Raw genomic sequence first — 25192 nt, forward strand, 5'->3', positions numbered from 1 at the left:
ATGTCGTTCCGCATTATTTCTGGCCGCCGTGCTGCGGCCATCCTTGCCGCCTCCGGGCTGGCCTTCACCGGCAGCGTCGCAGCCAACGCCGCGAACGTTCCGGCCCAGCCGGCGCAGGCACCGACCGCCGCGGCCGCCAGCCAGGTCCAGGCTCCGCTGAACGCTGCCTCCAGCGTCAGGATCGAGTTTGAACGCCCCGCGGTCAAGTCGGCCCCGGCCCCCGTGGCGGCAACACCCGTCGTCGAAAAGCCGGCAGTAAGGAAGGCCGCGGCACCTGCAGCCGCCACCGTCGCTGCCGCGCCCGTTGCTACCGCGGCCCCCAAGGCTGCAGCTGCGCCGGCCGCGGCCGCACCGAAGGTCACCGTCAAGGCTGCCGCTCCGGCCCCGAAGGCACCCGTCAAGGCTGCCGCGGGCGTCAACGCAACCATGCTGGCGTCGGCCTACGCCCAGATCGGCATCACGCAGGACTGCACCGCCATGGTGGAGAAGGCCCTCGGCGCGGCCGGCATCCCTGTGGGTGACCTCGCGCCCATGCAGTTCCTGAACCATGGCGTGGTGGTCTCCACCCCGCAGCCCGGCGACATGGTGGTCCAGTCCGGCCACGTGGCAATTTACGCGGGCGCCGGCAAAGTCATCAGCGGCGGCATGAACGGCATCAACGCCACCATGGCCCACCCGCTGTCCTGGCTCACCGCCACGGGCCCCGTCACGTTTGTTCGCGCGGCCTAGCAGAACTGAAGAAACCGCCGTGTTCCGCTGCCTTGGGGGCGGCGGAACACGGCCATCCCCCAAGGTGCTCCCACCTTTCTACAAGGATGGTGGGAAACACTGGCTGTGCCTGATGAAAGACCGCAGTCTCCGGCTGCGAGTCAGGATCGCCGGGTCCGGATTGTCCCCCATGCATTCCGGATCCGGTGCCTGGGGAACCGGATGAGCTCTTAGCCCCTGACCGTGCGGTTCCGCCCCTGCGATTTGGCTTCGTAGAGGGCAACGTCCGCGGCCGCGATCACCTCGTCGAGATCGGCCGTTTTCGCGTTGTAGGTGGAAATGCCGTAGCTGACGGTCGGCATCCGCAGCAGCTCCGGGATGTGCAGCCCTGCCAGCCTCCTGCTGATTTCACTCGCAATGATTTCCGCGCTCTTGGGGCCCGCGCCGGGAAGCAGGAGGATGAACTCCTCGCCGCCGTAGCGCCCGGCGACGTCCGTGGACCGGACCGATGCGCCGCACGCCTCGGCGAATGCCTGCAGTGCAAGGTCGCCCGCCGCGTGGCCGAAGGTGTCATTGACCGACTTGAAGTGATCCAGGTCGGCGAGGATCAGCGAGCCGCCGCTGTTGGCGGCCTTGCTGCGTTCCAGCTCTTCGGCCGCCGCCTCCAGGAAAGCTCCCCGGTTAAGGAGGCCCGTGAGCCCGTCCTGGGTGGCGACCGTCCGCAGCGCCCGCGTCTGCTGCTCGGTGCTCAGGCCCGCCATGCTGAAGGAAACCACCACCAGCAGCACCATGGTGACCATGGTGGTCACCGCCGACCCGAAGTAGGTAGTGAAAACGGGACCGTTTGGCCCCTGGATGAGGAACACCACCAGGCGGCAGGAGTAGAAGAAGGCCACCCCTCCGGCCGCGATAGCCATGGGGATTCTCACCCGGGAGTACCCGGGTTCAAGCCGCCACAGTTCGTGCGAAGCCAGTCCGACAAGGACGGCCATGGAGGCCAGGAAAACGGCACCGCCGGCCCACGTATTGGATCCCGGGCTGTCGACGCCGGCGGCGGCGCCGGCAATGACGGGCAGCGCCACGGACAGCCACAGGTTGTACTTCAGGTTCCGGAGGGAGCGCGCCCCGGCCCAGACACTTGCCGCGCCGGACACCAGCAGGAAGTTGCCCAGCGGGTTGGCCCAGACCTGTTGCGGCGTGCCGTTGAGCAGGAACGAGGCCGAGCCGGAGAGGAACAGGAGCAGCGCGGCGCACCACCAGGCGCTGTAGGGCGAGCGGGTGCTGCGGAACGTCGAAAAGTAGAACAGCAGTGCCAGAACCAGGGCCATCGCGGCGAAGGCAACCCGCAGTGTTGCCGTGTCTAGGATCATTCCGTCCCCTTGAATGCCGATCCAGTGCAATCCAGTATCGCACCGGGAACGATCAAGGTCCCGCTGTCCCGCAGGGAAAATTTCCTGGGCACGACACATTTGTCTGACATCAGTCATGAATTGGCCGCTGCGGCGCTCCGGTGCCAGCATTATTGAATGCTTGAGGCAACAAAAGACCCCGTATCCGCTCCCTCGGCCACGGAGGCCGGCGCCGCACCACTGAATCCGGCCCTCGCCGCGGAAGCCAGGATTGCGCGCGTCGCGGTGACCGTCTTCCCCCTCCTGGTGCTCGCGGCCGGCGTTGCCGGGTTCCTGCTTCCCGGCGCCTTCAAACCGCTCGGCCCGGGGGTCCCGTACCTGCTGGGAATCATCATGTTCTGCATGGGCCTGACGCTGACGCCGCCGGACTTCACTGCCGTTGCCCGCAGGCCCTGGGCCGTGGTGCTGGGCATCGTGGCCCACTACGTGATCATGCCCGGCGCAGGCTGGGCGATCGCCACCCTTCTCCACCTGGAACCCGCCCTCGCCGTGGGACTGATCCTCGTGGGCTGCGCGCCGTCCGGCACCGCCTCCAACGTGATGGCGTTCCTGGCCAAGGGCGATGTGGCCCTCTCCGTGGCGGTCGCCAGCGTGTCCACCCTGATCGCCCCGGTGGTCACCCCCGTCCTGGTGCTGTTCCTGGCTGGTTCCTTCCTGACCATCGACGCCGGCGGCATGGTGCTGGACATCGTCAAGACCGTGCTGCTGCCGGTGATCGCCGGCCTGCTGGCCCGGCTGTTCCTCAAGAACCTCGTCGCCAAGGCCCTGCCGGCACTCCCCTGGGCCTCCGCCGTCGTTATTTCCCTCATCGTGGCGGTGGTGGTGGCGGGAAGCGCCAGCAAGATCCTGGCTGCCGGCGGCATCGTGTTCCTGGCCGTGGTGCTGCACAACGGCTTCGGTCTGGGGCTCGGCTACCTGGCCGGCAAGCTTGGCCGCCTGGACGCCAAGGCGCGCCGGGCACTCGCGTTCGAGGTCGGCATGCAGAACTCCGGCCTGGCGGCAACGCTGGCCACCGCCCATTTCACCCCGCTGGCGGCCCTGCCGTCCGCGGTGTTCTCACTCTGGCACAACATCTCCGGTGCCATCGTCGCTGCCTGGCTTGCCCGGAAGCCCCTGCCGGAGCAGCGGGAGGCCTAAGCGGGTACGGCTTCCTCGGAGCCTGCCGGGGCAAAGACGTTCGCGGGCCGCGGCAGTCCGTAGTGTTCACGCAGGGTGTGCCCCGTGTACTGCTGGCGGAACAGCCCGCGGGACCGCAGGATCGGAATGACGTGGTCCACGAAGGTGTCCAGGCCGGACGGCAACACGGGCGGCATGATGTTGAAGCCGTCTGCCGCGCCCTTCTCAAACCATTCCTGGATGGCGTCTGCCACCTGTTCGGGCGTTCCGGAGAAGGTGCGGTGCCCGCGGCCGCCGCCCAGCCTGCCGATGAGCTGGCGGACCGTGAGCCGTTCGCGCCGGGCCAGTTCCACAATCAGCGTGTACCGGCTCTTGGCGCCCTCGATCGCGTCCTCCGAAGGAAGGTCCTCGGGAAGCTGCGCGTCCAGCGGCAGGGATTCCGGTGAGACGCGAAGGACGCCGGCCAACTGCTTCCGCGCGTGCTCGGGGTGAATGAGCTCATCGAGCTGCTTCTCCAGCCGCCGCGCCTCGTGCTCGGTGGAGCCGATCACCGGGACGATGCCGGGGAGGATCTTGATGTGTTCCGGGTTGCGGCCCACGGCGGCCGTCTTCCGTTTCAGGTCGGCGTAGAAGCGCTGGGCCTCGGCGAGGGTCTGCTGCGCGGTGAACACCGCCTCGGCGTAGCGGGCGGCGAAGTCCTTGCCGTCTTCGGAGGAGCCTGCCTGCACTATGACGGGGTGGCCCTGGGGCGAACGCGGCACATCCAGGGGACCCTGGATCCGGAAGTAGCGGCCGGTGTGGTCGATGGCATGGACCCGGGAGCTGTCCGCCCAGACCCCGCCGGCCTTGTCCCCCACCGCCGCATCGTCTTCCCAGCTGTCCCAGAGCTTCCTGGCGGCGTCGAGGAACTCGGCGGCGCGTTCATAGCGGCGCCAGTGCGCGGGCTGGTCCTCCAGGGAGAAGTTCCGCGCGGCAGCCTCGCCGGCTGTCGTCACCACGTTCCAGCCGGCCCGGCCGCCGCTGATGTGGTCCAGCGAGGCGAACCGGCGGGCCAGGTTGTAGGGGTCGTTGTAGGTGGTGGAGGCGGTGCCGATCAGCCCGATCCGCTTGGTCACGGCGGCGATGGCGCTAAGCAGGACCGTTGGTTCGAGCGTTCCTTGGGGACGCTGGCGCACGTCGCCGAACAGGACGGGCGAGTCGGCGAAGAAGATCGAGTCAAATGTGCCGCGTTCCGCGGTGCGGGCGAGCTGCTGGAAGTGTGCCACCTGCGTTCCGGCGAAACTGTCGGTTTCGGGAAGCCGCCAGGACGCCTCATGGTGTCCGGTGCTCATCAGGAAGGCGTTCAGGTGAAGTTGGCGGGCGCCGCCGTCGTTGGTCTTGGCTGGGGTGCGTTGAGGCATCGTCTGGTTCCTTGTGGGTCTGGTTCGTTGTGATCTGGGGGCGGGTCAGGCGGTCCGGGACCCGACAGCGGTCCGCCAGCGGGAGAAATGGCGTTCGACGGCGACCAGCAGGTAGTTGACCAGCAGGCCCAGCAGGGACACGGTCAGGATGCCCGCGTACATGTCCGGGATGAGGAAGCTCATCTGGGAATTGACGATCAGGTAGCCCAGCCCGGCCTTGGCACCGACCATTTCGGCGGCGATCAGGACGAGGATGGAGGATGTGCCGGCCATCCGGATGCCGGTGAAGATGGTGGGCACGGCGGACGGAAGGATCACCTTCTGGAACAGCTGGAAGTTGGACAGCCCCAGTGAGCGGGCGGCACGGATCAGCAGCGGGTCAACGGTCCGGACGCCGGCGATGGTGTTCAGCAGCACCGGGAAGAACGCCGCGTAGGCCACGATGCTGATCTTGGAGGTCTCCCCGATGCCCAGCAGCAGCGTGAACACCGGGAGCAGCGCCAGGGCGGCCGTGTTCCGGAAGACCTCCAGCAGCGGGTTGAGGAAACGGTCAAGGGCGCCGTACCAGGCCACGAGCAGTCCGAGGGCCACGGCCGTGACGACGGCGATGCCGAAGCCGCTGGCGGACCGGCTCAGGCTGGCGGCAAGGTGGTTCTGCAGCTGGCCGTTTGCGATGAGTGTGCCCAGTGCCTCGAGCACCACGTGCAGGGGTGGAAGGAACACCCTGGTCGATGCCGGCGCGAGGTAGGTGGGACCCAGTTCCCAGAGCAGGAGGAACAGGATGATGGCCCCGGCACCCCACACAGCCTTGCCGCCCTGCAGGGCATACAGGCGCAGCCTGGCCGCCGGTGTCCTGCCGGGTCCCGGACGTAGCGCCGGATTGCGCTCCGCCGTTGCCTCCCCGGCGGCCGCCGCGGGACCGGTCTGCGTTTCCGTTTCGGCTTCCTTGGTCAGTGTTGGCGTGCTCATCAGGCTGCCTTTCCGGTGGTGATGGTCCTGGTTTCATCCGGCGCCGTTCCGTCGGGCTGGATCTTTGCGTGCCCGGCTTCCTGGGCACGGCGTACCTCGTCGTGCAGCAGTGACCAGACCTTGTGCCGGTGTTCGACGAAGGCCGGGTTGGAGCGGACGTCCTCGTCACCGGAGCGGTCCCCGAGGTCGATGTCCACGATTTCCTTCAGCCGTCCCGGCCGGGAGCTGAGCACGGCCACGCGCTGGCCGAGGTAGACGGCCTCGTCGATGCCGTGGGTGATGAAGATGATGGTCTTGCCAGTGGTGGCCCAGATCCGCAGCAGCTCGGTCTGGAGCTGCTCTCGCGTCTGGGCGTCCAGTGCGGCGAAGGGTTCGTCCATCAGCAGGATGTCCGGCTCGTAGGCCAGGCTGCGGGCGATGGCCACGCGCTGCTTCATGCCGCCGGACAGTTCGTGGGGGTACCGGTCTTCAAATCCGCCAAGGCCCACAAGCTCGAGGTATTCGCGTGCCTTCCCGGCGCGTTCCTTGCGGGTGTAGCGCTTCCCGTCGCTGCCCACGCCTTCCAGTCCGAAGGACACGTTGGCGGCGGCCGTGCGCCAGGGGAACAGCGCATACTGCTGGAAAACGACGGCGCGGTCCCGGCCCGGTCCCGCCACTTCCCGGCCGTCCACCAGCACCTGGCCGGTGTCCGGCCTGGTGAGGCCGGCCAGGAGGTCCAGCAGCGTGGTCTTGCCGGAGCCGCTGGGACCCACCAGGGTGATGAACTCGCCTGCGGAGACGTCAAGGGAGATGCCGTCCAGGGCGGTCAGGACCGCCCCTTCCGGGTTGTCCTTGCTGGGCCGCACCGTGAACTTCTTGGTGATGTTTTGAAGGCTGATTTTCGGTATCGGCCCGGTTCCGGAGGTCATGGGGTGCTTCCCTTCAGCAGGTCGTTCAAGGCGTTTGGTGTCCACCATGAGAGCAGAGATGGACCACCGCCTGAAGGGCACGGTCACGAGGGGAAACGGGGCGTAACCTGCCGGCCCGGGCCGTGGATGGCGGCCCCCGGACGCGCGGGGACTTCAAAGTAAACAGTGCGTAATGGCGGGCGCCTTCCGGGGACATCGGATGACGCATGGCGACAGAAACGGGCTGCAAAGGCGGCTGATGTTGCGGCCTGCTACGGACCGTGACGGGCCGGAACCGCCAGCGCCTCGCCCAGATTGCGGGCACGCGGCAGGTCCGATTGTTACGCGGCCACCGGCACCCGTTGCCGGAACCGGCTGATCCCTGGAAGACGATCCCTAGAAGACGGGGATCTGCTCGGCAAACGCGCCGGCGGCGGACAGCACCTCGTTCAGCATCTGGAGCGCGCTGCCGCCGAAGAGGGCATGCCCGCTGAGGCGTTTCCAGGAGGCATGGTTCTCTGCGGCCTGGGCCGCGTACCCCGCCATCCGGTCCATGAGCAGTTCCACCGCCTGTTCGGCGTGCACCGACTCGGAGATGACCACCTGTGCGATGCCGCGCCTGGCCAGTTCGGCGATGGCGTGGTCCTCTTCCTCGGAGCTGGGCAGGACGCCCACGATCACACCGTCGGCGCCGCCGGCCAGCATGAACTTCCGCCACGACTGGCCGAGCAGGATGACCGGCTGGTAGCCGTGCCGCGGAAGTATCGCGGCGGCGGCCGTGGCCAGCGCCCGGTCCGCCGGCCATTCCAGGTCATCAATGGCGATGGCCACCAGGTCCGTCCTGCCGCGGCGCATTCCGCGTGCCGCCTGGTTGGGCACGTAGCCAAGATGGTCCACGGCGGCCATGACGCGTTCATGCGTCGACGGGCTGATCCGGGTGGTGCCTCCGCTCCTGCCGGACAGCACGTAGGACACCGTCGTCAGTGAGACCCCGGCCCGTTCGGCAACGTCCCGGATGGTGGGGCTGGACATGCTTCTCACTGTTTCCTCCTATCGTTCCTCTCCGCCCAATTTCTGGTCTGGAGATGATCAATCACTCCGTGTGCGGATGTATTGCCTGGCCTTCGAGCTGCTCCGCGTCCCACGGCGGTTCGGCGGCCATATCCACGCCGGTTCCGGACGCCGACCTTGGGGCGACGGTCACCTCGGCGGCCGGAACCTTCGCCTGCCTGCTGATGCCCTCGCGGACGCTCTCCACGGTTTCGTCGCCGAGCAGCGGGCCCGTGTAGCTGATGCTGAGCTGCCCGCCCTGTGCCTGGGTGCTGTAGTTGCCGAGCGCGTCGGAAACGATGCCCTCCCTGTCCACCGCAGCCGACACTGCGGCGGGGTCCGCTGCGGCAACGCTGAACCGCAGGTCATGCACCAGGACAGGCAGGACGTAGAAGTTCTTCACGCCCAGTTTCCCGGTGTCCGCCTCGGTGACTGACCGCACAATGGTGCGTCCGTCGTCGGGAGTGGCCGTTGACGGAAGGGCCACGATGACCTCGGGGACCATCTGCTGCAGCACTGCAGGTTCGAGCACGTCAGGCGAGATGGCGGACAGGACGGTGCCCGTTGCCTCGGCAGCCGCGTCCAGCCGCTTGCGGATGCCGGCGACGTCGGCCTCCAGCCCGGTGTGGACGGCGATCACCACCCGGCGCCGGACCATGAGTCCGTCGTAGCTGACGGTGGGCCGCCCGTTGCCCAGGTCCTGGCCCTCCTCTGCCTGCGCGAGGACCCGGTCTGCGACGGCGGCGCTGCTTGCGGGCGGGCTGGGGGCCGGGTTTGCCGTGGGGCTGGCCTGGACACCGCCGGTGCAGCCGGCCAGGGAGAAGGCCAGCAGCACTGCCGGTGCGATCAGGAGCGTCCGGTTCATGTCAGGTTCCCGCCCGGTAGGCCGGCTTGTACTTCGACGCATAGTACCCCTCGGGCCGGGTTTCCAGCACTGGCTTGTCGGCGTTGATGGGGTCGTTGTTCCGCAGGTCGCCCACGGAGAACTGGACCATCATGTCGTGGTCCTCGTGCACGAGGTTGTGGCAGTGCACCATGTACCGCCCGCCGACGTGCTTGCCGGTGTCGAACTGCATGAGGACCGTGACCGACTCGTTCTCGCCCGCGTAGAAGACGTCCTTCGGCCCGCCTTCCCAGGCGAAGGGCTTGCCGCCGTTGGTATTGCGGCCGATGATCTTGCCGTCGATGAGGTGGATGTGGACCGGATGGAACCACCCGCCGGACTCGTTGACGATGGTCCACTGCTCCACCTGGTTGCGCTGCGGGTTGGCGAAGCAGCGGGTGAAGTTGGACTTCTCCACGGTGTCCCAGGTTTCACCGTTGATGGTCCATTCGCCGCCCTGCCGCTGGACCCGGAGGATCCTCTTGGCGACGGCCATGTCCGGGGTCAGCGCCATGGTGTCCAGCCCGCCGATGGCCCTGGTGGGATGCGGGCCGGGGTCCAGCGTGGTGGGGATCGAGCTGATCGTGCGGGATCCGGGCTGGGCGGGGGAATCGGCCACCACCTCGAACTTCATGACCTTGCCGGTGTTGGCGAAGTTCACGTTGTTCTTGTTGCTCAGGTTCCGCAGCTCCACGGACTGCCCTGGCTTGTACTTCCGGAAGTCGATCAGCACCTCGTAGCGTTCAGCTGTGCCCTGCCGCCAGGAGGACACCGCCTGCACCTTCGGGGTCATCCCGGCGTCGGTGCCCACCACATGGAACGGATCGCCGTTGGACAGGGCGAACCGGTAGGAGCGGGTGATCGAGCCGACCAGGAACCGGAACCGGTAGATGCGCGGCTTGACCTTCATGGTGGGCCACGGCACCCCGTTGACCATGATGATGTCGCCCCACAGCCCCGCGTGGCCGTTGTCGTTGTAGCCGAGGGATCCGTCGGCGTTCAGCATCACGTCCGAGACCAGGATGGGAACGTCGAACTCGCCCTGCGGCAGCTGCGCCCGCTCACCCGCGTTGGTGATGGAGTAGATGGAGGCGAGCCCCGAGTAGACGCCCTGCGCCGTCAGCATGTGGTTGTGGTCGTGATACCAGAGCGTCCGCGCCGCTTGCCAGTTTGGATAGTGGTAGTTCTTTACCCTGCCTGGCGCGGTGCGGTCGTTGGCGTAGCCGTCGTACTGGGGCAGCGACGCCGAGCCGTGCAGGTGGGTGACTGTGTTGAAGGTGTTCGGGTACAGCAGGCCGGTCGCAGGAAGGCGGTTACTGATCCTCAGCTCGGTCCGGGTTCCCTGCTGCACGCGGACGGTGGGGCCCGGGAAAATGCCGTTGTATCCCGCGAGGGTGGTGCTGAGCCCCCGCGCGATCTGGGCCTTGCCCAGCTTTTGGTTCAGGGCATATTTCGCGAACGGCGTGCCGTCGCGGTCCCGGCCGGTCGCATAGGGAAGCAGTTCCGGCGGACGCCGGAAGACGGTGGTAAACGGAACCGGCATGTTCGCCGAGGCAAGCGTGCTTGGTGTCGCAATCGCTGTCTCGGCGTCATCCGCACCCCGCCGCCCCTGGACACCGGCGAGCGCCGGCCCCGCGTTTGATGCTGTGACGGCGACTGCGCCGCCTAACAGGCTTAGTTTCAACACGTCCCTCCGTGTTGTTGCCATGACGTCCTCCCAGCTGGTTGTGATGGCTTCGGCGCCGGCGTTGGCGCCGGCCAAAAAGTGGAAACACAGCCATGGTGCGCCGCGCGACTCCAGAAAACCTTGGGAAGCGGCGCCTGCGGGAAACTGTCCCACCTGAATAGGTGGGACAGGCCAGCCGCCGCCACCCACGGGGTGGGCCCCCCTAGCAATGGCCGCCGCATATGCGGACGATCCTGCAGGCTCCCGGTTATTCACAACGGTCGGGAGGCAGACTCTAGCGAGGAGCAAAGGAGCGTGGTCCCATGCAGGAGGAAGGCCTTCGGCGCCAGATCATGGGCGTGATCAGCCACGTCCTCGCTGACGAGGCCACCGATACGGACGTCAGGATGGCGCTGCTGCGGCACCTGGGCGAGAACCCCGGAAGCCCGGAACAGGCACTGCTGGCGCACCTGCGCGACTGCCAGGGCGACGGGCGCGGCACGGATTCGGGAGCCGCCGGGTTGGTCCCCCCACAAGGGTGAACGGGGACCCTTTCCGGTCCCTGGCTAGCGCTTGCCCTTCTTCCGCGAGCCCTTGCCGCGGCCCTTGTCCGGGTTGGGCGCGTAGCGCTGTGCAACTTTCGGCTTCTTGCCGCCGGCTCCAGCTCCGCTGCCGCGGCGGTCCGGCTTGGGCTCCCTCTTCGGTTTTTCCTGCCGGGCCGACGGCTGCCGTGAACTTTGCGCGGTGCGGCCCCGGACGATGCCGATGAACTCCTCAATGACCTCGTCCGTGGCGTCGCTGGGCCAGGCGAGTGCGATCTGCGTTCCCGGCGCCCCGGTGAGGCGGCGGGCCACGGTGTCCTTGGCGTTGAAGTGCCGCGCCACTGACATGGGAAGGATCAGCAGGCCCGCGCCGGACGCGACCACCTGCAGGGCCATTTCCGGCCCGCCAAGCTCATCGGCGTCGAGGAAGGTTTCCTCGGCCAGGTCCTCCAGTGCCACGTCCTCGAACACGGTGACCTCGTGGCCCTTGGGCGCCACCACCACGGCCTGCTCCTCGTACAGCGGGATGACGTTCAGGCCTTCGCGGTCCACCGGCAGGCGGACAAAGCTAAGGTCCGCCGAACCGTCGCGCAGCACCGAAAGCTGCGCGCCGCCGTCGGACATGAACGACCGCAGTGGAACGTGCGGCATCCGTTCCTCCCAGCGCCGGATCCACTTCCCCGGCGTCACGCCGGCAACGTAGGCAAAGCGGAGCTCACGCGGTGGGAACTCCGGCGCGGCCGGATCCAGGGTGGGGTCATCTTCAGCGGGCACACCTTCACAGTACTGCCACCGGCACGCACAGCGCGGCGCGGCCAGGGACAGCCTTGGTCGGGGGACACGGCGCAGCCGGATACCCTTAATGCATGACCTCTGCTAACTCCCAGTCCATGAAGCCGGCCACCGTTGCCAAGAAACTTGGCATCTACCTGCCTGCGACGCCCCAGGAGTTCCAGGATTCAACCATCACCCGCGCCGATTTCGCCGAGCTGCAGTCCAACCCGCCGGAGTGGCTGGCCGAACTGCGTCGCAACGGCCCGCACCCCCGCCCGGTGGTGGCGCAGAAGCTCAACATCTCCATCAGCGGCCTGGCCCGCGGCGGTGTGGAAGAGGCGCTGACGACGGCGGAAATTTCCGCGCTGCTGCAGGCTCCCCCTGCGTGGCTGGTCGCCGAGCGGGCCACGCACGCCGCCGTCCGCGCCGAAGCGCAGCGGGTGAAGGACGAGACTGCCAAGAAGGCAGCGAAGAAGGCCCGCCAGAGCTGAGGCCGGCCCTATTTCCGGCCTTTCCCTTGGGGAAACCCGGAATCCTGATCCCCCCGCGCTGGGGGAAGTGGGGGTTTCCACCCCTCCGCGGGGTGCACGTCCCCCTGATGACTGAACGCTGAAAATGCCAGCCCTGACAAGGGCAAACCGCCCTCTTCCCCTTTATGGACCCATCCGTGTGGGGGGCCCAAAAATGCGGTCGAACCGGAGCGGCGGGGCGTTTTTCCAAGCCGAAACACCCAGCGTTTCCCCAAGGGGACTTATTGATTCTGTGATTGTGCGTGAGGGTCGCGCACCTCGGATCGATGAGGTCATCATGAAATCAGCACAAAGCGAGCCGGGAGCGCACACTTCTCGCCTTCCCGGAGCCCGCAGGGCCGGCGTCTTTGCCACCGTCTCCGCGGTTATCTGCTCAACGTCCATGTTCGCCATTCCCGCCGCCAGCGCCGCGGTACCTACTTTCCCGGACAACATTGTTGTCTTCCCCAACCGCGACTTCGTCACGATCGAGGGGTACCAGAACCACATCGGAGAGACCGGCACCGTAGAGGTGAGCCGCGCCGGCAAGGTGGTCGGCTCAGCCCAGGGTGTGGTGGCGGCCGGCGATGTCGCCTTCGAAGTCAACCATCCCGGCGGCTACTGCTGGGGCGCTGGAACCGGCCTGAACATCACGCCGGACATCCTCCCCGGCGACGTCGTCTCGATCAAGTTCGGCGCCACTGACGGCGGATCGACCACCGTCCAGGACGCCTACGTGACCGGCGATTCCGTGCTCAGCGGCACCACACTCACCGTCAAGGGGCACATCGGTGCAGGGGTCAACCCCGCCCAGCTGGAACAGCGCATCATTGAACCGGCGCTCCGGGACACCACGGTGGCCCGGCGCGACATCCGTGCCATCCCCGGCCCTTCGACTCCCGCACCCAAGGGCGGCTACTCCTCCGGCCTGGTGGTCACCGGCGATACCTTCACCGCCACCTACACCTTCGACGACGCCGCCACCGCTCAAATCGCAGCCGACGCGGGTCTCGGCGAGCGCGCCATGGCCTGGGAGTTTGAGGACGCTGACGCCAACCGCCAGGGCCTGACCATCGCGGAGTACGGCGAACCCGGCGGCCCTGGCATGGGCGGCTGCCCCAACGGTCCCCTGCAGTCCGGCCCACCCGCGCCGTCCGGCATCACGGCCGCCAAGGTATCCGGCGGAATCAAGCTGAACTGGACCCCGGCCGAAGCCATCCCCGGAACCCCCGCCATCACCGGCTACCGCGCCGTCGCAGTCGGCAAGACCGTAACCAACGGTGAGCAGGTGGAGATCGGCAAGCGCATCTCGGGCCAGGCCGCCGCCAGCACCACCATCACCGGGCTTTCCGCCGCCGAGGACTACGACGTCTACGTGGTCGGCGTCAGCAGCGTCGGGGAGACCTACCCGGCGGCACACGCCATCCCTGTCACGGACAGCACGGCTCCGACGGTATCCGCCACACCTAACGGCGGCACCTCGCCGGTGGCCCAGCGGGTGACGCTCACGGCCAACGAAACCGGCAGCGACATCTACTACACCGTTGACGGTTCCGAACCGGTTCTCTCCGGCGGAGTACTCGGCGCCACCGCGATCCGCTACACCGGACCGATGGACCTCCCGGCCACCACCACCCTGAAGTTTGCCGCCTTCGACCCCTCAGGCAACGTTTCCACCGTCAACCAGGCGGTGTTTACGGTCACCAACGATCCGGTACCGTCGGCTCCGGCCTTCACAGGGGCACCGGTTGTTGGCCAAGGCACCGCAAGCCTCGCCTGGACCGCCCCGAACCCCGGCGCCGCAGGCCTTACCATCACCGGCTACACGATCCAGGCCTACACCGCCGACGGCACCGCGTTCGGCGCACCCAAGACGGCCCCGGGCACCGCCACGTCCCTGGTCTACGACGGACTCGCCGGCGACACCGCCTACCAGTTCACCATCAAGGCCAGCAACGTCAACGGCACCGGGCCCGAATCCGCCAAGACCGCGTCCGTCACTGCCCAGGGCACCGTGGTGGCCATCGCCGGACCGGACCAGAACGTTGTCCGTCGCACCACGGCCACTACTGTCACCCTGGACGGCACCGGCTCCACCACCGCCGGAGCCACCTACAAGTGGGAGCAGGTCCTGGCCTCCCCCACCGATCCGGACAAGGTCACGCTGGCCGGGGCCACCACGCTCAAGCCGACGTTCAGCCTTCCGGTCTTCCAGTCGCCGATGACCAACAACCCGCTCACGTTCCGGCTGACGGTCACGGTTGGCACGACGGTCCGGACGGATGAAGTCAAGGTAGTCCCCACTACTGACCGGGTGACCATCGGCGTCGCACAGTGGAGGACCGGCGACCTTCGGATCGACGGCACCAGCTCCGTGGTTGGCGGCACCATCACCCTCCGCGTCGGCGGGCCGACCGGCCGGGTCCTGGGCCAGGCAGCTGTCACCGCGGCGGTGGCACCGGCAACGGGCGGCGTCTACAGCCTGCGGCTCCGCAACGCGGCCGCCGGCACCACCAACCCGGGCACCGTGTGGGTTGAGTCGACGCTCGGCGGCACCGCGGGCCCCAAGGCCGTAGCCAACAAGTAAGACCAGCATTAACCACCGGACCGGTTTGTGTCCAGGGTTTTGTTTGCAGGGGCTAGGTGCTGCTGGTGGCGTCCTGCACCTCGCCCACCAGTTCCTCGATGATGTCCTCCAGGAACAGCACGCCGGTGGTGTCCCCCCGCGCGTCGAAGACCCTGGCCACGTGCGCGCCGGTGCGGCGCATGGTGGCGAGGGCATCCTCGAGTTCGCTGCCGCGGAACGTCGAGGCCAGCCGGCGGATGCGTTTCTCCGGCACGGGCCGGCTGAACTTCTCCGGTGTAGTGAGGTCCATGACATCCTTCAGGTGAAGGTAACCGGAGGGGTCGCCGTCGCCGTCGGTCAGGATGTAGCGGGAGTAACCGTGCTCGGCCACCGCCCGCTGGATGTCCGCCGGAGTTGCCGACGCCGGCAGGAGCACCATCTCAGCGATGGGAACCTCGACGTCGGCCACGGTCTTTTCCGTGAACTCGAAGGCCGCGGTGAGGGCGCCGGTATTGTCCGTCAGAACGCCCTCCCTGGTGGACTGCTCCACGATGTTGGCTACCTCGTCCAGGGTGTAGGCGCTGGTGGCTTCATCCTTTGGCTCCACCCGGAACAGCCGGAGGATGGAGTTGGCGATGCCGTTCAGGGTCCAGATCACCGGTTTGAACACGCGCGCCACCATCACCAGCGGCGGGGCAAGGATGAGCGCTGCGCGGGTGGGGACCGAGAACGAGATGTTCTTGGGGACCATCTCGCCGAGGACCACGTGCAGGAAGGTCACCAGCAGCAGCGCCGCCACGAAGGCGATGATGCCAATCGCCTCGCCGGACAGGGACGTCAGGCCCAGCGGGATCTCCAGCAGGTGGTGGATCGCCGGTTCGGAGACGTTCAGGATCACCAGCGAGCAGACGGTGATGCCGAGCTGGCTGGTGGCCAACATGAGCGTGGCGTGCTCCATGGCCCACAGGGTGGTTTTTGCGGCCTTGCTGCCCGCCTCCGCCTTCGGCTCGATCTGTGACCGGCGGGCGGAGATGACGGCAAACTCGGCGCCGACGAAGAAGCCGTTGACCACCAGCAGGACGGCGAGCCAGATGATGCCCGGAAGGTACTCACTCATGGGTCAGCTCCTGTGTAAGGGTCTCGATGATCCTGTCGTGCGCGCTCTTGGGCGGTTCGGCCGTCTCCTCCGGCGTGAATTTCAGGCGCCCGACGTGGGCGCCTGCCACCCGCTCCACGCGGAGCGTGCCGCCGTCGATGGCCACCTCGTCGCCGAGTTCCGGGATGCGGTCCAGCCGGTCCGCGACGAACCCTGCCACGGTGTCGTAGTCCTCGCCGTCGGGAACGGCGATGCCGGTCCGGTCCAGGAGCTCATCCGGACGCAGCGACGCGTCGAAGGTGATGGAGCGGCCGGTCCGGACCACGCCCACGCGGGCGCGGTCGTGCTCGTCCTCCAGTTCACCCACGATCTCCTCCACCAGGTCTTCCAGGGTGACGATGCCGGCCGTTCCGCCGTGCTCGTCGGAGACGATGGCCACCTGGAGGCCCTGCTTGCGGAGCAGCACCAGGAGGGAATCGACGCCCATGGATTCGGGGACCATGAGCGGTTCGATCATCAGGTCGGCGGCGAGGACGCTGGCGCGTTCCTCAAGCGCGACGGCGAAGGCCTGCTTGACGTGCAGCACGCCGAGCACGTCGTCCCGGTCCCGGCCGATGACGGGAAACCGCGAATAGCCGGTGGAGCTGGCCAGCGCGATGACCTGCTCGGCCGTGTCATCGGTGTTCACGGCGGTCATCCGCACGCGCGGGGTCAGGACGTCGGCTGCGCTGTGCTCGGAGAAGCGCAGTGTCCGGTGCAGCAGGGCAGCGTGGTCCAGGTCGAGGACGCCTTCCAGCGCGGAGCGGCGGACCAGCGAGCTCAGTTCCTCGGCGCTGCGGGCACCCGACAGTTCTTCCTTGGGCTCGATGCCGAAGGATCTGATGACCGCATTCGCAGTGTTGTTGAACAGGAGGATGACGGGCTTGAACACGGTGGTGAACAGGGCCTGGAACGGGACCACCACCTTGGCGGTGGCCAGCGGCAGTGCCAGCGCGAAGTTCTTGGGCACCAGTTCGCCGATCACCATCGAGAAGATGGTGGCGATGAAAATCGCGACGACGGCACCGACGCCGGGCACGAGGCCCTCCGGGAACCCCGCCGCCGTCAGCGGACCGCTCAGCAGCTTGCTGATGGCCGGTTCAAAGGTATACCCGGTCAGGAGGGTGGTGAGGGTGATGCCCAGCTGCGCACCTGACAGGTGCGTCGAGGTGATTTTCAGCGCTTTGATGGTGGGGGCAAGGCGTTTCTCACCCCGCGCCTGGCGCGCTTCCAGGTCGTTGCGGTCAAGATTGACCAGGGCAAACTCGGATGCGACGAAGAATCCGGTACCGACTGTCAGGATCAGGCCGATCCCGATCATGATCCATTCATTCATTGGGGGCGCCCCTCTCCCGTGCTGACCGGCGTGCCGGTCAAATGGGTGAGGGGCCAGGGCATATGTGAAGGAGGGTCGTCCATAGTGCCCTCCACTATATCGGGTGTTTCCGTGCCGTTCTGCGGTGCCGCTTACGCTTCCGCCTGGACGCCCCTGGGGTAGGCGGCCATCAGCGCGGCGGATGCCACCCAGACAACCCCAACCGCCGCCAGGCTGAGTGCGCCGCCGAATCCGGTGGCGGAGGCGGCCAGGGCCGCGCCGCCGGCTGAGGCGCTGGCGCGGAGGCCGGCCCCGACGGTGAAGACCTGGGACCGGAGATGGGGCGGGCTCAGATGGTTGCGGAGGAACAGCATCGCGGCAGCGGTGGACGCCGTGAAGACGCCGGACAGGCCGATGGCGACGACGGTCCAGGCCGTCCCAATGTCGACGGCGGCACCGACGGTCAGCAGGCCGGTGGCGAGGAATCCGGCCATCATGACGGCGTGCGGCCGGGCCCGCGTGGGACGGACTGTCTCGTACAGCGCCCCCAGCAGGCTGCCGACGGCGAAGGAGGTCACCACGAGCGCGCCGTCGCCCGGTGAACCGATCCGTTCAATCGAGAGGGCAATGGCGGCGATGGCCAGCCCGCCCTGGCCAAGCTGGCTCAGCGTGGAAGCGGCGGTGACCACGGCAAGGGGGCGGTGGCTGAAGATCCGGTGCAGCCCGGCCGCGACCGCCTGCCACGGTGAAACCCTGGGCGCGGAATGCGACTTCAGTCCGATGACGCTGACGCTCACGGCGCCTGCCGCGGCGGTTGCGGACAGCACCGCGAGCGCGGCTGGGGCTGGAAGGAACACGGCCATGACAGCCACGAAGGCGGGTCCCGCGACGGCTGAGACATTGTAGGAAAGGGCATCGAAGGCAAACGCCCGGCGCCCGCCGGGGATCACATCGGCGACGTAGCTGGAAAGCCCGCCCATATAGAAGGGCGAGGCCGCCCCGGCCACGGCCAGGCAGGCGAACACCACCGGCAGCGGGAGCTGGCCGAGGAGCGCGGCTGCGGCGAAAGCCATGGCCGTGAGCACTCCGGAAGCGGCCACCAGCAAAGCGGGGCGCCGGGCCCTGTCGAGAGCGGCGCCCGCCAGCGGTGCGGCGAGGACGCTCGGGCCAAGGGACACGGCCACCAGCGCACCGCCGATCCCTACATCGTGCAATTGCTGCACGGCCAGGATGGGGATCGCCACGGCGGATCCGGCCATGGCCATTCTCGGGGGTATCGAAGCCGCAAGGTATCCGGGCGCACTCATGGGCCGGCAGGGACCGCCTTTCTGGGGTGTGTTGCTTTGACCTTAGTCCATCCCGGCGGGCTGCTTGTCTGAGAGAAAGTAGTCCCGCTAAAAGGGCAGCGGCAGCTTTGCCGTCCTGCCGCCGTCGAGCACCACGATTTCTCCGGTCAGGAAGCTGGACCGGTCGCTGGCCAGGAAGACGGCCAGATCCCCGACGTCGGCCGGGCGGCCCACGCGGCCCACGGGGTGCAGGCGGTCCAGCGCCGCACGCGCACTGGCTGCATCCGGCTGGGATTCAAGGTAGGTCGCGCTCAACTCCGAGTCGATCCACCCGGGGGCAATGGCATTGCAGCGGATGCCGTCCTTGCCCAGATCCACTGCCATGGCGCGCGTCATTCCGTGGATGCCCGCTTTGGACGCGCAGTACGCAGCGTGGAGCGGATTCGCCGAAAGCCCTTCGATGGATCCCAGGTTGACGATGCTTCCGCCGCCCCGCCGCTGCATGTGGGGCAGGGCGGCCTGGGCCAAAAACAGCGGCGCACGCACGTTGACGGCCATCATCAGGTCCCATTCGTCCAGCCTGATGTCAGCGACGCTGCGCTCGAACATGATGCCGGCATTGTTGACCAGGATGTCGATGCCGCCAAAATGCCCTGCGGTGCGGTCGGCAGCCTCCTTGATAGCCGCGGGGTCGCCAAGGTCGGCCTGGATGCCGAGGACGCCCTGGTGGCCCAGCAACCCCTCCCCCAGTTCCCGGCGCTGAACGACGGCGACCTGCGCCCCCTCTTCAAGGTACCGGTCTACGATGCCGCGTCCGATGCCCTGGCCACCACCGGTGACCAAGGCGACTTTGCCGTCCAGCTCCACGCTTACTCCTCCAGGTCTTGGCTCGTGTGCGTGCCCGGTCTAGCGGCTCACGGTCCGGTACCGCGCGGCGTAATCAGCCAGGACGCCGCGGGTGGCGGTGGACAGCAGGGAGTAGTCCGAGGCGATGGGCATGAAGCTGTAGCCCCAGCTGATCGGTGCGGCGGACAGCTCGGGCGAACCCGAGTAGATGCCTGCCGGAACGTCGGCGTCCGCGCACCGCTGGGCGATGTCGCGCAGGATTCCGTCCGGGTCTGCGGAGATCAGGGTGTCGAAGTCAACGCCGAGGCTCAGCGAGAGATCGTAGGGTCCCACAAAGATGCCGTCGGGACCGGCCGCCAGGATGGCGTCGAGATTCTCATAGCCGGCCCGCGTCTCCACCATGAGGATGGCGAGCGGATCGTCAGCCGGAACACCGGGTGTCGGCTTGGCATACCGGGGGGACCGCCGAACCGGCCCGAAGCTGCGGCCGCCCCGCGGCGGAAAGCGGCATGCCGAGACCAGCGTGGATGCCGCTGTGCCGTCCTCGACCGTGGGAAAGATGATGCCCTGGGCACCGGCGTCGATCACACGTCCGGCACCGCCGACGTCGTGTCCCGGCACCCGGACGATGGCCGGGACGCCGAACACGTTGGCCGCGTCAATGAGCCCGAGCAAGTCCGGGAGCTCCGGCTGCCCGTGCTGCCCGTCGATCCCGATCCAGTCGGGACCCTCCGCACAGATGAGCTCGATCGAGGCGGGGTCCTGCAGGTCGATCCAGACCCCGCGGCGCCCGTGGTCCGTGAGGTTGAGTTCGGGTGTCTTGAGAGGGCTCGGCCTGCTCGTTTCACCGGGAATCTTCATGCTTCGCTTCCTTTCTCGAAGCGGGAGGGGCTTGACGATGTGTCTCGCACCACTTTACCTTAGTGTTCAATAGATAAATACGCCGTTCAACTAATGAACGCCAAACAAGCTGGCCTCCATGAACATCTGGCACCTCGGTAACCAGCGCACCTCGCACCGAAAGGTAGAGAACCATGCCCATTAACATCCTCGAAACCGCCGACCGCATCCTTGACGCCAAGGCGAACCGGACTCCCGTCGACACCCTGATCCGCCCTGAAGACGGGCCCACCGTCGCTGACGCCTTCCGGGTTCAGGAGGAAGTGATCCGCCGCCAGGTGGCCGCCGGCGACAGCGTCGCAGGCTTCAAGCTGGGAAACATCGCCAAGGCCATGCAGGCAAAGTTCGGCGTCGATGAACCCGACTACGGGTACCTGCTCGCCAGCCAGTTCTACCCGGAGAACCTGCCCCGCTCAGAGGGCGAATTCATTGAGCCGTATATCGAACTTGAGCCGGCCTTCGTCTTTAAGCGCGACGTGGGCGGCACCAATGTGACCGTTGCCGACATCATTGCCGCCACCGACTTCGTGGTGCCTGCCCTGGAGATCATCGACTCGCGGGTCCGGGACTGGAACATCGGCATTTTCGACACGCTGGCTGACAGCGGCTCCAGTGCCGGCATTATCCTTGGCGGCCAGCCGCGGACGCTCAACGAAGTGAACCTCTCCGACACGCAAGGTTTCATCACCTTCGATGGGGAGGTCGTGGCCGAGGGAAACACCTCCGCGATCTACGGCAGCCCGATTTCCGCCCTGGTGTGGCTATGCCACCGGATCGCCGAGTACGGCATCACCCTGAAGGCCGGTCAGCTGATCCTGCCGGGCAGCTGCCTGGCCGCTGCCAGGATGGTTCCCGGCACCCGCATCACCGGCCGTTTCGAAGGGTGGGGAGAGGTCAGCTTTGACTACACCGCTGCAGGTTAGGGCTGACTAGACCAGTGGCCCACCAGCGTTTCAGTCACCTGCGCGCTGACCCTGCCGGGAATCCCCCACCAAGAAAGACAAAGATGTCCGATTATCCGAGTACACAACTCCCAACAGCACCCAAGACCTCCCGCCGGCTGCGGACGGAAGACTGCATCGTCGTCGACAAGCGTGACCTTCGCAAGGCCCAGATCGGCGCCGGGGTCGGCAACTTCATCGAGTGGTACGACATCGGGATCTACGGATACCTGGCACTCACCATGACCAGCGTTTTCACCGAGGGCATGGACCAGCGGACGGGCCTGTTGGTGACGCTCCTGGGCTTCGCGGTCTCGTTCATCGTGCGGCCGCTGGGCGGCATGGTCCTGGGCCCCCTGGGGGACAGGATCGGACGCCGCAAGGTCCTCTTCTTCACGATGGCGCTGATGGCCTCGGCCACCACCATCATCGGTATGCTGCCCACCGCCGGGCAGGTGGGCCTGTGGGTGCTCGTTCCGATGTACCTGCTGAAGATGCTGCAGGGATTCTCCACCGGCGGCGAGTACTCCGGCGCCGCGACCTATGTCGCGGAGTTCTCGCCTGACCGGCACCGGGGCTTCTGGACGGCGCTGCTGAACACGGGCTCGCAGCTGGGCTTCGCGGCCGGCGCTGCCGTCGTCGCGGTCACCACCATAATCACCACCTCCGTGTGGGGCGAGACGGCAATGCTCGACGGCGGCTGGCGGATCCCGTTCCTGCTGGCCCTTCCGCTGGGTCTGCTCGCCATCTCCCTGCGCAAGCGCATCCCCGAGTCCCCGAGCTTCGAGGCGGCGCAGGAGAAAGCGGACGTGGAAAACACCAACCCGATCTTTGTCCGGCAGAACCTGGCGAACATCGTCAGGCTGTACTGGCCGCAGATCCTTGTCGGCATTGCCCTGATCGCGGCCGACGGGACTTCGTCCTACATGGTCACGAGCTACATGCCGACCTATCTGGAGACCCAGGTGGGCATGGCCACCGTGTACACGGCGGTGGCCACAGTGGTGATCCTTCTCCTCCAGGCGCTGATCGTGCCGGTGGTGGCGCGGTGGTCCGACCGGATCGGGCGCCGCCCCGTCTACGCCGTCGCCGCCGTCGGCAACCTCGTCCTGCTCCTGCCGGCGTTTGCGCTGATGCACGTGGGCGAAGTCTGGTCGCTGTACCTGGCCCTGTTCATGGTCTCGCTGCCCAGCGCGTTCTTCCTGGCCCTCACCGGTGCCGCGATGTCCGAGCTGTTCCCCACGGCTTCCCGCTATGGCGGTGTGGGCCTGACGCACAACCTGGCCATCTCGCTGTTCGGCGGCACCACACCACTGGTGAGCCAGATCCTCGTCGAGGTCACCGGCAACTCCTACGCACCGGCCTTCTACGTGATGTTCTTCTCCGCCGTCGCCCTCCTGGCATTGCTGAAGATGCGCGAATCAGCCGCACGCCCCCTCCTCGGGTCCGTGCCGGTTGTGGCCAGCCACGAGGAAGCAGCCGCGCTCGTCGACGGCCAGGACACCGACGAACGCATCGACACCGCCACCATGCTGCTGGCACCCGCACCAACAGTGTCGGCCAGCCACGCTTCCGCGTAGACCCCTGGTGCTTTTCCGGCTTACGGTGCGGTGCTGGTGAAGGGGATCCGCTCGAAGGACAGGACGCCGGGTGCGCCTGGCTTGGTTGTGGTGACCTTGAGCCAGTCCTTGGCATTGTCCGATCCGTCAACCGTGACCCTGGTCAGGTTCTTTGCGGCCGCGTCCTGCCCATAGAAGTCCAGCCAGGGGGAGCCCGCTTCCAGCGGGTGGTCCTGGTTGTACACGTGGCTGTCTCCGTTGATCAGGTACACCGGGCCGCCGAAGGCATTCGATTCCCGGATCAGCGTCTGGACCAGCGGCGTGAACGCGCTGTAGTTCGCCTGGGTGGGGGCGGTGACGGTCGGGTCGAACATGTCCGCCTGGGTCATGACGACGACGGCCCGGTCGTCGTTCTCGCGGGCCTTCCGGAACGTCTGGCTGAGTTCCCTGATGCCCGCGGCCGTCCGGTCCCGGACCTCCTCCGCCTGCTCGGGGGTGGGTGCGGCATTGCCGAGCCCCGACCAGGGTAGCAGGCCGTTGTTGCTGCCGGTGATGTTCACGGCGGTAATGGCGATGTCGCGCCTGCTGAAGTTCACGTTCTCGGGGAAGCCCAGCCGGTCCTGGGAGCTGACCTTCATCGGGGTTCCCAGCGTGGTGCCCGGCTTAGGGAAGAAGGTTTCGCGGACCTGGTCCAGCCGCTCGAGCGGGTTGTAGGCGCCGTTGTTCGTCCGGTGGCAGTCGGTCCATTCGTTGTCCCCGGGCGTGTAGACCAGGGGGAGGGTGAACGTGTCGAAGTTCTTCCGGATCGCGGCGAAGTACTCGTCGGTGCACTGGGTGGAGCCGCTCTTGATGTCTCCGAGGTGCGCCGCAAAGGAGAGTTCCCTGTGGGCGTTGATGTCCTGGATGTAGGAGGGGAACGCCTGGAACTCGGCGTCGCCGTAGGGTACGTCGCCGATGACGGCAAAGCTGAAGGTACCCTTCGTGGCGGCGTTGTCGTTTGCGGCGAGTGCCGGCTGAGCCAGCAGTGACCCCGCCACCAGGGCCGCGCCTGCACCGGCCAGGGCACGGCGTTTGATTGATCGCATGGCTTCTCCTTGAGTCTGTCCATTGGTTTTCCCGGGACAGGCTAAGTGCCGGAAGCGAACCGCAGCCGTCCGGCAAGTGAACACGCACTCCGCTCACCCGGCGACCGTAGAATACGACCGAGGGCAGCCGGCGAGCAGGAGCGGTGATGGCGGAGACAGCAATTGAGTCGGTGACGGCCGAGCTGGCTGCGCTGGAGGATCCGAAGATGCGCGAGGCGAACCGGAAGCGCGGCGACGACCACGGCGTGAACCTGTCCGCGTTGCGCGCGGTCGCGAAGCGGCTCAAGACCCAGCACCAGCTGGCCCGTGAATTGTGGGCCACGGATGACACAGCAGCGCGCCTGCTGTCACTGCTGATCTGCCGACCAAAGGCCTTCGGGCTGCAGGAGCTGGACACCATGCTGCGCCAGGCCCGGGCACCCAAGGTGCATGACTGGCTGGTGAACTACGTGGTGAAGAAGAGCCCGCACGCCGAGGAGCTGCGCATCACCTGGACCGGCGATCCGGACCAGGTGGTCGCGAGTGCCGGCTGGGCCCTGACCACGGAGCGGGTGGCGAAGAAGCCCGAGGGGCTCGACCTGTCCGGGCTCCTGGACACGATCGAGGCGGACATGAAGGACGCACCGGACCGCCTGCAGTGGGCGATGAACCACACCCTGGCCCAGATCGGCATCGAGCATCCAGGCCACCGCGCCCGGGCCATCGATATCGGCGAACGGCTGGAAGTGCTCAAGGACTACCCGACCCCGCCGAACTGCACCTCGCCCTTCGCGCCAATCTGGATCAACGAGATGGTGAGCCGCCGGAGCGGAGCTTAAGGCGCGGCATTCGCCTGCCCCGGAAGACGCCGTCGTACTTGCCGGAGAATCCTGCCTCCTCCCCGGAGTTTTTGTCCAGATAATCGCCTCAAACACCCCCGCAACCCGCGACAAATGGACAAAAACTCCCGTTTCCGGGCATGCAGGCGCGCCAAAAACCCTTGACGGCCGATATGTACCGATATATCGTTGAGTATCGTTTCAGGTTGAAGCGAGCACACTCAACGGAAGGATGATGCCATCATGAAAGGCATTCACGACCACAGCAGATTTACGGATGCCGGGCCCGAGGCGGGACGCTTCGAGCGGGGCAGGAGCCGGCGCGGACCGCACGGACACGGCAGGTTTGGCCCCGGCCGCGGATTTGGCCCGGGCTTCGGCCCCGGCGGTTCACGCCGGGCCAACAGGGGCGATGTCCGCTCCGCGATCCTGTCCCTCCTCGCGGAAGCCCCGTCCAACGGCTACGGAATCATCAAGACCATCGCCGAGAAGTCGTCCGGCGCCTGGCGGCCCAGCCCGGGATCCGTCTACCCGACGCTCCAGCAGCTCGTCGATGAGGAGCTCATTGCACCCGTGGGGGACGGCCGCCGCACCGAATTCGCGCTCACCGACCTGGGACGGGAATATGTGGCTGACCACGCCGAGGAACTGGACCGCGCCTGGAACACCAGTGCCGAGGAATCCGGACCCGCGTTCCACCAGAGCGTGGAAAAGCTCATGGGCGTCATCCACCAGTTCCGGTTCGCCGCCACCGACGAACAGCGTGCGGCCGCGATGGAAAAGATCGACGAAACCCGCCGGGCCCTCTACCAGATCCTCGCGGACTAA

General features: G+C 67.2%; 23 protein-coding genes. 9 read left to right on the forward strand and 14 right to left on the reverse strand.

Annotated features, from left to right (window positions below; genetic code table 11):
• Complete coding sequence (locus tag ACFRAU_RS11940; RefSeq protein ID WP_378000081.1) at positions 1-729, forward strand: hypothetical protein; 729 nt, start codon at positions 1-3, stop codon at positions 727-729.
• Positions 730-938: 209 nt separating this feature from the next.
• On the opposite strand, the gene ACFRAU_RS11945 is transcribed toward ACFRAU_RS11940, so the two are convergent.
• The gene (locus ACFRAU_RS11945) at positions 939-2078 is read right to left on the reverse strand and encodes a GGDEF domain-containing protein (protein WP_378000082.1); all 1140 of its coding nucleotides are present in this window, start codon (positions 2076-2078) and stop codon (positions 939-941) included.
• Positions 2079-2234: 156 nt separating this feature from the next.
• Between ACFRAU_RS11945 and ACFRAU_RS11950 the strand changes: the two genes are divergently transcribed.
• Complete coding sequence (locus ACFRAU_RS11950) at positions 2235-3254, forward strand: bile acid:sodium symporter family protein (RefSeq protein ID WP_377995256.1); 1020 nt, start codon at positions 2235-2237, stop codon at positions 3252-3254.
• Here the strand turns inward: ACFRAU_RS11950 and ACFRAU_RS11955 are convergent.
• The 6 genes from ACFRAU_RS11955 to ACFRAU_RS11980 all read right to left on the reverse strand — a co-directional run bounded on the left by ACFRAU_RS11955 (position 3251) and on the right by ACFRAU_RS11980 (position 10130).
• Positions 3251-4633 (reverse strand): LLM class flavin-dependent oxidoreductase, encoded by a 1383-nt coding sequence (locus ACFRAU_RS11955; protein ID WP_378000083.1) that lies wholly within the window; start codon positions 4631-4633, stop codon positions 3251-3253. The two genes, ACFRAU_RS11950 and ACFRAU_RS11955, sit on opposite strands and share 4 nt — an antisense overlap.
• Positions 4634-4678: 45 nt before the next feature.
• Positions 4679-5602 carry an ABC transporter permease gene (locus tag ACFRAU_RS11960; protein WP_378000084.1) on the reverse strand — a complete coding sequence of 308 codons (924 nt, stop codon included), beginning with the start codon at positions 5600-5602 and terminating at the stop codon, positions 4679-4681.
• Positions 5602-6510 carry an ABC transporter ATP-binding protein gene (locus ACFRAU_RS11965; protein WP_378000085.1) on the reverse strand — a complete coding sequence of 303 codons (909 nt, stop codon included), beginning with the start codon at positions 6508-6510 and terminating at the stop codon, positions 5602-5604. Before ACFRAU_RS11965 ends, ACFRAU_RS11960 begins: the two co-directional genes overlap by 1 nt.
• Positions 6511-6885: 375 nt before the next feature.
• Positions 6886-7521, reverse strand: a complete 636-nt coding sequence (locus ACFRAU_RS11970) for a LacI family DNA-binding transcriptional regulator (RefSeq protein WP_378000133.1) — start codon at positions 7519-7521, stop codon at positions 6886-6888.
• 61 nt (positions 7522-7582) lie between these two features.
• Positions 7583-8404: a hypothetical protein gene (locus ACFRAU_RS11975; RefSeq protein WP_377995261.1), complete on the reverse strand. Its 822-nt coding sequence runs from the start codon at positions 8402-8404 to the stop codon at positions 7583-7585.
• Position 8405: 1 nt separating this feature from the next.
• On the reverse strand, positions 8406-10130 hold the full coding sequence (locus ACFRAU_RS11980) for a multicopper oxidase family protein (protein ID WP_378000086.1): 1725 nt from the start codon (positions 10128-10130) through the stop codon (positions 8406-8408).
• Positions 10131-10411: 281 nt separating this feature from the next.
• On the opposite strand from ACFRAU_RS11980, the gene ACFRAU_RS11985 reads away from it, so the two are divergent.
• Positions 10412-10630 (forward strand): hypothetical protein, encoded by a 219-nt coding sequence (locus ACFRAU_RS11985; protein ID WP_378000087.1) that lies wholly within the window; start codon positions 10412-10414, stop codon positions 10628-10630.
• Between the two features lie 24 nt (positions 10631-10654).
• Here the strand turns inward: ACFRAU_RS11985 and ACFRAU_RS11990 are convergent, their stop codons facing one another.
• Complete coding sequence (locus tag ACFRAU_RS11990) at positions 10655-11404, reverse strand: LysR family transcriptional regulator substrate-binding protein (protein WP_378000088.1); 750 nt, start codon at positions 11402-11404, stop codon at positions 10655-10657.
• 92 nt (positions 11405-11496) lie between these two features.
• Here ACFRAU_RS11990 and ACFRAU_RS11995 point away from each other — a divergent pair, with 92 nt between their 5' ends.
• Positions 11497-11895, forward strand: coding sequence for a DUF5997 family protein (locus ACFRAU_RS11995; protein WP_377995265.1), 399 nt, complete (start codon positions 11497-11499; stop codon positions 11893-11895).
• 316 nt (positions 11896-12211) lie between these two features.
• Positions 12212-14500, forward strand: coding sequence for a fibronectin type III domain-containing protein (locus ACFRAU_RS12000; RefSeq protein ID WP_377995266.1), 2289 nt, complete (start codon positions 12212-12214; stop codon positions 14498-14500).
• A 52-nt stretch (positions 14501-14552) separates the two neighbouring features.
• On the opposite strand, the gene ACFRAU_RS12005 is transcribed toward ACFRAU_RS12000, so the two are convergent.
• The 5 genes from ACFRAU_RS12005 to ACFRAU_RS12025 form a co-directional block, all read right to left on the reverse strand.
• Positions 14553-15596 carry a hemolysin family protein gene (locus ACFRAU_RS12005; RefSeq protein ID WP_378000089.1) on the reverse strand — a complete coding sequence of 348 codons (1044 nt, stop codon included), beginning with the start codon at positions 15594-15596 and terminating at the stop codon, positions 14553-14555.
• Positions 15589-16950, reverse strand: a complete 1362-nt coding sequence (locus ACFRAU_RS12010; RefSeq protein WP_378000090.1) for a hemolysin family protein — start codon at positions 16948-16950, stop codon at positions 15589-15591. Before ACFRAU_RS12010 ends, ACFRAU_RS12005 begins: the two co-directional genes overlap by 8 nt.
• Positions 16951-17081: 131 nt before the next feature.
• Entirely contained in the window at positions 17082-18188 is a 1107-nt protein-coding gene (locus ACFRAU_RS12015) for an MFS transporter (RefSeq protein ID WP_378000091.1), read from the reverse strand.
• Between the two features lie 135 nt (positions 18189-18323).
• Positions 18324-19082 carry an SDR family NAD(P)-dependent oxidoreductase gene (locus tag ACFRAU_RS12020; protein WP_378000092.1) on the reverse strand — a complete coding sequence of 253 codons (759 nt, stop codon included), beginning with the start codon at positions 19080-19082 and terminating at the stop codon, positions 18324-18326.
• Between the two features lie 39 nt (positions 19083-19121).
• On the reverse strand, positions 19122-19922 hold the full coding sequence (locus tag ACFRAU_RS12025) for an HpcH/HpaI aldolase/citrate lyase family protein (protein ID WP_378000093.1): 801 nt from the start codon (positions 19920-19922) through the stop codon (positions 19122-19124).
• A gap of 173 nt (positions 19923-20095) precedes the next feature.
• Here ACFRAU_RS12025 and ACFRAU_RS12030 point away from each other — a divergent pair, with 173 nt between their 5' ends.
• Together ACFRAU_RS12030 and ACFRAU_RS12035 are read left to right on the forward strand one after the other, a co-directional pair.
• Entirely contained in the window at positions 20096-20884 is a 789-nt protein-coding gene (locus ACFRAU_RS12030) for a 2-keto-4-pentenoate hydratase (RefSeq protein WP_378000094.1), read from the forward strand.
• Between the two features lie 83 nt (positions 20885-20967).
• Positions 20968-22482, forward strand: coding sequence for an MFS transporter (locus ACFRAU_RS12035; protein ID WP_378000095.1), 1515 nt, complete (start codon positions 20968-20970; stop codon positions 22480-22482).
• A 20-nt stretch (positions 22483-22502) separates the two neighbouring features.
• On the opposite strand, the gene ACFRAU_RS12040 is transcribed toward ACFRAU_RS12035, so the two are convergent.
• Positions 22503-23546, reverse strand: a complete 1044-nt coding sequence (locus ACFRAU_RS12040; protein WP_378000096.1) for a hypothetical protein — start codon at positions 23544-23546, stop codon at positions 22503-22505.
• A 146-nt stretch (positions 23547-23692) separates the two neighbouring features.
• Between ACFRAU_RS12040 and ACFRAU_RS12045 the strand changes: the two genes are divergently transcribed.
• Both ACFRAU_RS12045 and ACFRAU_RS12050 read left to right on the forward strand, forming a co-directional pair.
• On the forward strand, positions 23693-24364 hold the full coding sequence (locus tag ACFRAU_RS12045; protein WP_378000097.1) for a DNA alkylation repair protein: 672 nt from the start codon (positions 23693-23695) through the stop codon (positions 24362-24364).
• A gap of 243 nt (positions 24365-24607) precedes the next feature.
• A complete protein-coding gene (locus ACFRAU_RS12050; RefSeq protein ID WP_377995802.1) occupies positions 24608-25192 on the forward strand; it encodes a PadR family transcriptional regulator in 585 nt (194 codons plus the stop codon).

Source organism: Arthrobacter sp. NPDC056691 (assembly GCF_042791415.1).
Taxonomy (GTDB): Bacteria; Actinomycetota; Actinomycetes; order Actinomycetales; family Micrococcaceae; genus Arthrobacter.